We start from the raw sequence: 6,789 nt of genomic DNA, 5'->3' as shown, positions 1-6,789 counted from the left end.
GGCTACGCCAGCGTCGCTCTCAAGGACCCGAAGGCGGTCACCCCGATCCTCACCACCCAGCAGACCGACGGCGCCACCGGCTATTATTCGATCGGCCTGGCGCTGAAATCCTCCGGCATCACCGACATCAAGTCGGCCAAGGGCAAGAAGCTCGGCTACGCCGATCCGGATTCTACCTCCGGCTACCTGATCCCGCTGACCCAGATCCCGAAGGATACCGGCGCTTCGAACGAAACCTTCTTCGCCTCGACCCAGTTCAACGGCGGTCACGAGAACAACGTCCTGGCCGTGCGTGACGGCAAGGTCGACGTGGCGGTGGACGATTCTTCCGGCATCGGCGACTTCAAGGACGGCTACACCTCCGGCACCTTCCACAAGGAAGTCGCCAAGGGCGCCGTCGACCCCAACGACTTCGTCGAAGTCTGGCGCTCGGGTCTGATCCCGAACGGCCCGCTGGTCGTGCGCACCGCGCTCGGCGACGAAATGACCGCCAAGCTCGCCGACTTCTTCACGCAGTTGCCGAAGAAGGACAAGGCTTGCTTCGAAGGCGTCGAGGGCGGCGACTTTACCGGCTACGTCCCGGTTAAGGCGGACTTCTACAACGTCATCGTCGAAGCCCGTAAGGCAGCCATCGGCGGCTAACGGCGAAACCAGGAAGGGCGGCGTCGAGAAAACGCCGCCCTTCTTGCATGTCCGATCATGACCCTTTCCGTGACAGCCCCTTCCGGCGCCACTCACCAGATGGCCGACGCCTGGCGTCGCCAGACGTCCTTGCGCCGGCTCTACACCGCCATCGGTGTCGGCCTGCTCATCACCGCGCTCGGCAGCACCATGTGGTTCGCCGACGAGGCCAATGCCGGGCATTTCTTCGACCGGTTGCCGCATTTGCTGGATTTCCTGAGCTGGCTCGTCCCCAAGGACTGGAACGATGTCTGGCGGGCGATGTTCGACATCACTTCCCCGCATGACACCGGTACCCAGGAATTCAATTTTCCGCTTGGCCGCGCCTATGTCTGGGGCAGCTTCTACATCCCCGAATATTTCGAGCTGATGCTGACCACGCTCAACGTGGCGCTGGTCTCGACCTTCATCGGCTTCGTCTTCGCCGTGCCGTTCTCCTTCATCGCGGCGCGCAATTTGACGCCGCATCCGGTGCTGCGGCTGATCGTCAAGCGCCTCATGGAACTGCTGCGCGCCTTTCCCGAGATCGTCATCGCCGGCCTGTTCGCCGCCATCGTCTCGATCGGCCCGATCGCCGCCATCATCGCCATCGGCCTGCATTCGATCGGCGCGCTGGGCAAGCTGTTCTACGAGATCAACGAGAACATCGACATGCGCGCCGAGGAAGGCCTGAGGGCCGTCGGCGCCAACTGGTTCGAGCGGGTGCGCTTCGCCGGCCTGCCGCAGGTGCTGCCCAACTTCATGTCCTACACGCTGCTGCGTGTTGAGATAAATGTCCGCATTTCCACCATCATGGGCGCGGTCGGCGGCGGCGGTATCGGCGAGGAGTTGAAGCTGTCGATCTCGCGCGGCTTCGGCGCCAAGACGATAGCCCTCGTGCTGCTCCTGTTCACGACGATCTTCATCGTCGACCAGTTCTCCGCCTGGCTGCGCCGCAAGCTGGTCGGCGAGCAGGCTTTCGTGATGAGCGCTTGACCATGGCCACCATGACCGCCGATCAGATCCAGTCGATCGAAGAGCGCTTCCCGCAGGTGTTCCAGCGGCCGTTCCACAAGCGCTTCGGGCCGCTGATGCTGCTTGGCGGCATCTTTCTCTACCTGCTGTACGCCTTGTGGTTCTTCAACCTGCCGCAGGTCATGCGGGAATCGCACTGGGAGCGCCTGCCGCTGTTCCTGACCCAGTGGATCAGCTACGACGTGCAGCCGATCTTCCGCCTCGATGAACCGCAGATCACTGCCAAATATCCACGCTTCTCCGTGCTCGGCCCGAACCCGGATCCGGACTGGGTCAAGACCAATGCCGATGGTTCGGTGACGATCCTGATCGACGGCACCGCCAAGTCGATCACCTTCACCAAGACGCAAGCGACGATAACTGCCAACGGTGAGACTGTCGCGGTCGCGCTCGGCACCGGCAAGCCGCTGATCTCGGGACCGGTTCCCGGCTGGATCACCGCGCATGAGGATGAGGTGGTCGCCGACATGGGCTTTGCCGGCGAGTCCCGCGTCGCCGTTGACCGCGTCAGGATACGCAAGCGGTTTCTAGGCTGGGCAAATTTCGTCTTCGACACGCGTTCGCCTTTCTTCGGCAAGTCGGCAAGCGAAGTCGCTTCGCTGATCGTCTCCGGGCCGGAACTGAAACCGGGCACGTCAAATCTGGCGCTGGCCGGCGACAACATCTGGAACAACGCCCAGTGGCAGCATGGCGATGTCTGGACGAAGCTCCTGCAGACCATCGTCATGGCCTTTCTCGGCACCATGCTGGGCGGCATCGTCGCCTTCCCGCTGGCCTTCTTCGCCGCCCGCAACATCACGCCCAGCCGGCTGGTCAACCAGGTGCTCAAGCGCTTCTTCGATTTCATGCGCTCCATCGACATGCTGATCTGGGCGCTGTTCTTCACCCGCGCCTTCGGGCCGGGACCGCTGGCTGGCAGTGCGGCGATCTTCTTCACAGAGGTCGGCACGCTCGGCAAAACCTATTCCGAGGCGCTGGAGAACATCGACGACAGGCCGCGCGAGGGGATTACCTCGACCGGAGCCAACGGCCTCCTGGTGCAGCGCTACGGCGTGCTGCCGGAAGTGGTGCCGGTGTTCATCAGCCAGACGCTCTATCAGTGGGAATCCAACACCCGCGGCGCCACCATCATCGGCGCTGTCGGCGCCGGCGGCATCGGCCTGAAACTGTGGGAAGCGATGCGCACCAACTCAAACTGGGCCAACGTCTTCTACATGGTGCTGCTGATCTTGGCCGTCGTCTTCATCTTCGACAACATCTCCAACTTCCTGCGCCGCCGGCTGAGCCAGACGATCCACGACTACAACAGGATCCAGGCTGAGCAGGGGTAGGCTTGTGATGCAGACGCGCAAGTCGTCTCGACCGGCGCCAAAGGATCGACCCCCACTCCGTCGAGCTTCGCTCGACACCTTGTATCTACACGAGAGAGATTTCGTGGGATTAGAGCGATTGAGCCAAGGTCCGGGTGGCCGCCCGGACCTTGGCTTGGCGAAGTCGCCCGTACCACCTGAGGTTACAGCCGCGGGAGAGCTTGGGATCTTCGCCTTCATCACGCACGACCGAACAGTCGCTTGGTTCCAACCGTACGCACAAGGCAGGTTACCGTGAACAGGATTATTTGTGGAGTTGATGTTTCGAAAGATTGGCTGGACGCGCATGTCTGGCCTGGCGGAGCGGCAGCGCGCTTCGCCAACGACGCGGCGGGGATCGCAGCTCTTTGGCTGTTCTGCCGCAGCCATGACGCAGTCCTTGCGGTGATGGAGGCATCGGGCGGCTATGAACGGCTGGGATTCATGCTCTTGTGGGCGCACGGCATGCCGTGCGGCGTGGTCAATGCCAAGAGCGTGCGCCGTTTCGCCGAGGCGATGGGCTATCTTGAGAAGACCGACAGGATCGACGCCGCTGTCATCGCCCACTACGGCGCAGTCAAGAACACTGTGCCGACGCCACCGCCAAGCGCCGCCCAGCAGCGGCTTGCCGCGTTGGTTGGCCGGCTTTGCCAGATTGTCGGCGATGCGACCATCAACAAGCAGCGTAGAAGTGCCGCACGCGACGCCGAGGTATGCGCCAGCATCGAGGCGATGCTGGCCTTCCTCAAGCGCGAGCAACGGCGCCTGGAAGGCGAGATTGCCTCGATGATCGATGACGATCCGCTGTGGGCCAGGCTGGAGCAGGCCTTTCGTTCGCTGAAGGGCGTGGCCGGACGCACCGTCGCCCGCCTGATGGCCGAACTGCCCGAGATCGGCCTCATCTCCAACAAGGCCATCGCCAAGCTGGCAGGCCTCGCTCCCTTCGCCAACGATAGCGGCAAGCGCACCGGCAACAGGCATGTGCGCGGCGGACGCGCCGGGCCGCGTGGCATCCTCTTCATCGTCGCAGCCATCGTGGCCAAATTCGATCCCAATCTCAAAGCTTTCGCTCAACGGTTGCAACAGGCGGGAAAGCCAAAAATGCTCATCCGCATCGCACTCGCCAGAAAACTCCTCGTCATCCTCAATGCAAAAGCACGCGATGCGCGCAACGAGTTCGCGAGTGCAACTTGACACCCCAGATAGTCGCTCTCCCCCGATCGACGGGGTAGAGGAAAGCGCCAGGCTGTCCGAGCCGACGCCTGTCCTCTTAGGCCGAGTGTCCCCCAGGCCGAGGCTTCCTTCCTCTCCCTCCGGAGGGGGGAGAGAGGTGGCTCGGCGAAGCCGAGACGGAGTGGGGGAACCACCTGGCAACCGCCGCGAACGCAAATAGAAAATGGGCCAGGGCGCCTAAGCCGCCTTCTTCCACCCGCTCTTGATATGCCTATACCCCTCCCGATAAACCGCTTCCGGGGTCTCTGAAAAATCCCGCCACACCTTGGTCGCCGCCGCCAAATCCTTGAGTGAGCGGCCGAACGCCTCGATCGTCAGCCAATCGTCATAGCCGCTCTTGCGGATGGCGGAAAACGTTTCGGTCCACGGAATGTTGCCGCGCCCCGGCACGCCGCGATCATTCTCCGAGATATGGATATGCACGACATTCCTGCGGTGTTTCGTGTAGGCGCCGATCGGGTCGGCCTCCTCGATATTGGCGTGGAAGGTGTCGTACATCGCCTTGATGTGCGGCCGGTCGATGGCGTCGATATGCTCCGACAGGTCCGCCATCGTGTTGAGCAGGTAGCATTCGAAGCGGTTCAGCGCCTCGAGCCCGATGGTGACGCCCTTGTTGCCGGCATGGTCGCCGATGGCGCGCTGCGAGCCGACGGAGCGCTTCTTCTCCGCGGCCGTCGGCCCAGAGCCGGAAAAGGACCCGAGCGTCGAATGCAGAGGGCCGCTCAGCGTGCTGGCGCCAAGCGCCTGCGCGCAGTCGATCGCCCATTTCATGTAGTCGACACCGGCCTTGCGGGTTGCCGCGTCGGCCGCGATCAAATTCATCGCCGGATCGCCCATGGCCGAAACCGCAGTCCGCTCCAGCCCGATGCGGTCGAGCAGATCGCCGAGCTTTCTATAATCGTCCGGCGTGCCGGCGAAGATCGGTATCTCGACGCCATCGAAACCGGTCGCCTTGATGTCGCGCAGCAGCGGCTCGTGTTTCTTCGACACCGCCGTCGTCCACAAGAACATGCACATGCCGATTTTCATCGACGCCCCCTCCCCTTAGATTCCTCGGATCGCCGGGGTGTTGAGATTCAGGTCAGGCCAAGCCGAAAACGGCTGGTTCCGAGAACCGGAGCGGAGCGTACTTTTGGGTACGTGAGCACCGGAAGCGCAGGAAACGGCCGTTTGCAGGCCGGCCTCACCTGAATCTCAGCGCCCCTTGGACTAGAGCTTCGTCCACGCCCCGTTCTTCTTCGACGACTTCACGCAAGCCTCGATGAAGGCCATGCCCTCGACGCCGTCCTGTATGGTCGGGAAGACGACATCCTTTGCCGGCTTGCCGCCCTTGCGGCGTGCCGCCCGGATGGCGCGTGCGGCCTCCTGGTAGATGTTGGCGAAGCCTTCGAGGTAGCCTTCCGGATGGCCTGACGGCACGCGGCTGACACGGCCCGCCACCGGCAGCGCGCCGGCGCCATTGCGGGTAATCAATTGCTTTGGCTGGCCGAATGGGGTGTACCAGAGATAGTTCGGGTCGGCCTGCACCCATTCCAGCCCACCCTTCGAGCCATAGATGCGCAGCTTCAGCCCGTTCTCATGGCCGGGCGCCACCTGGCTTGCCCAGATCATGCCCTTGGCCGGGTGCGTCTTGCCGGTAGGCTTGAAGCGCAGCATGACGTTGACGTTGTCATCCAGTAGCCGTCCCGGCACGAAGGCGTCGAGATCGGCCGACAGGGAGTCCAGTTCCAGCCCCGAGACGAAGCGGGCGAGGTTGTAGGCATGCGTGCCGATATCGCCCAGCGCACCGCCGGCACCTGCCTGCTTGGGGTCGGAGCGCCACGCCGCCTGCTTCTGGCCTGTCGCCGCCAAATCCTCGGTCAGCCAGTCCTGCGGATATTCGGACTGCACGATGCGGATGTCGCCGAGCACGCCCTTGGCGACCATTTCGCGTGCTTGCCGCACCATCGGATAGGCGGTGTAGTTGTGCGTCAGCACGAACACCTTGCCGGTCTTCTCGACTATCGCCGCGAGCTTTTTCGCTTCGGCCAGCGTCGTCGCCAGCGGCTTGTCGCAGATGACGTGGATGCCGGCCTCGAGGAAAGCTTTTGCCGCTGGCACATGCACATTGTTGGGCGTGACGATGGCCACCGCTTCGATGCCGTCGGGGCGCTTCGCCTCGGCCTTGGCCATCTCGGCATAGGATGCGTAGCTGCGTGAGGGGTCGAGCCCCAGTTCGGCCGCCGAGGCCTTGGCACGGGCCGGGTCGGCTGACAAAGCGCCGGCAACCAGCACGAACTCGTTGTCCAGCCGCGCCGCGATCCGATGCACCGCGCCGATGAAGGCGCCTTGCCCGCCGCCGACCATGCCGTAGCGGATCGGGCCGCCTCCCGTTTCCGACTTCGATGCGCCGACCATATCTTGCTCCTCGCTGTTGCTTGCCCCCCTTGAGGGGAGGTCGATCCGCGCAGCGGATCGGGTGGGGTCGTTGAGGCAGAGCGCGGTGTGAACCGACCCACCCGGCCTTTGGGCC

6 protein-coding genes are annotated in these 6,789 nt (G+C 63.5%); 4 read left to right on the top strand and 2 right to left on the bottom strand.

Annotated elements, in window-relative coordinates; genetic code table 11:
- The 4 genes from EN884_RS19960 to EN884_RS19945 all read left to right on the top strand — a co-directional run.
- On the top strand, positions 1–642 hold a 642-nt coding region (locus EN884_RS19960), incomplete at its 5' end, for a phosphate/phosphite/phosphonate ABC transporter substrate-binding protein (RefSeq protein WP_164895065.1).
- A 57-nt stretch (positions 643–699) separates the two neighbouring features.
- Positions 700–1,656, top strand: a complete 957-nt coding sequence (gene phnE / locus EN884_RS19955) for a phosphonate ABC transporter, permease protein PhnE (RefSeq protein WP_063169041.1) — start codon at positions 700–702, stop codon at positions 1,654–1,656.
- 2 nt (positions 1,657–1,658) lie between these two features.
- Positions 1,659–3,026, top strand: a complete 1,368-nt coding sequence (phnE, locus tag EN884_RS19950; protein WP_063169042.1) for a phosphonate ABC transporter, permease protein PhnE — start codon at positions 1,659–1,661, stop codon at positions 3,024–3,026.
- Between the two features lie 273 nt (positions 3,027–3,299).
- A complete protein-coding gene (locus EN884_RS19945) occupies positions 3,300–4,238 on the top strand; it encodes an IS110 family transposase (protein ID WP_063169043.1) in 939 nt (312 codons plus the stop codon).
- Positions 4,239–4,454: 216 nt separating this feature from the next.
- Here EN884_RS19945 and EN884_RS19940 read toward each other — a convergent pair whose 3' ends face one another.
- Positions 4,455–5,306, bottom strand: coding sequence for a sugar phosphate isomerase/epimerase (locus EN884_RS19940; RefSeq protein WP_063169044.1), 852 nt, complete (start codon positions 5,304–5,306; stop codon positions 4,455–4,457).
- Between the two features lie 180 nt (positions 5,307–5,486).
- Complete coding sequence (locus tag EN884_RS19935; protein ID WP_013529510.1) at positions 5,487–6,674, bottom strand: Gfo/Idh/MocA family oxidoreductase; 1,188 nt, start codon at positions 6,672–6,674, stop codon at positions 5,487–5,489.
- Positions 6,675–6,789: the final 115 nt, after the last annotated feature.

This window comes from Mesorhizobium sp. M7A.F.Ca.AU.001.01.1.1, from assembly GCF_004022735.1.
In the GTDB taxonomy this organism is placed as follows: Bacteria; Pseudomonadota; Alphaproteobacteria; order Rhizobiales; family Rhizobiaceae; genus Mesorhizobium; species Mesorhizobium ciceri.
The sequence above is the reverse complement of the archived record's forward strand: the minus strand, read 5'-3'. Positions and strand labels throughout refer to the sequence as shown.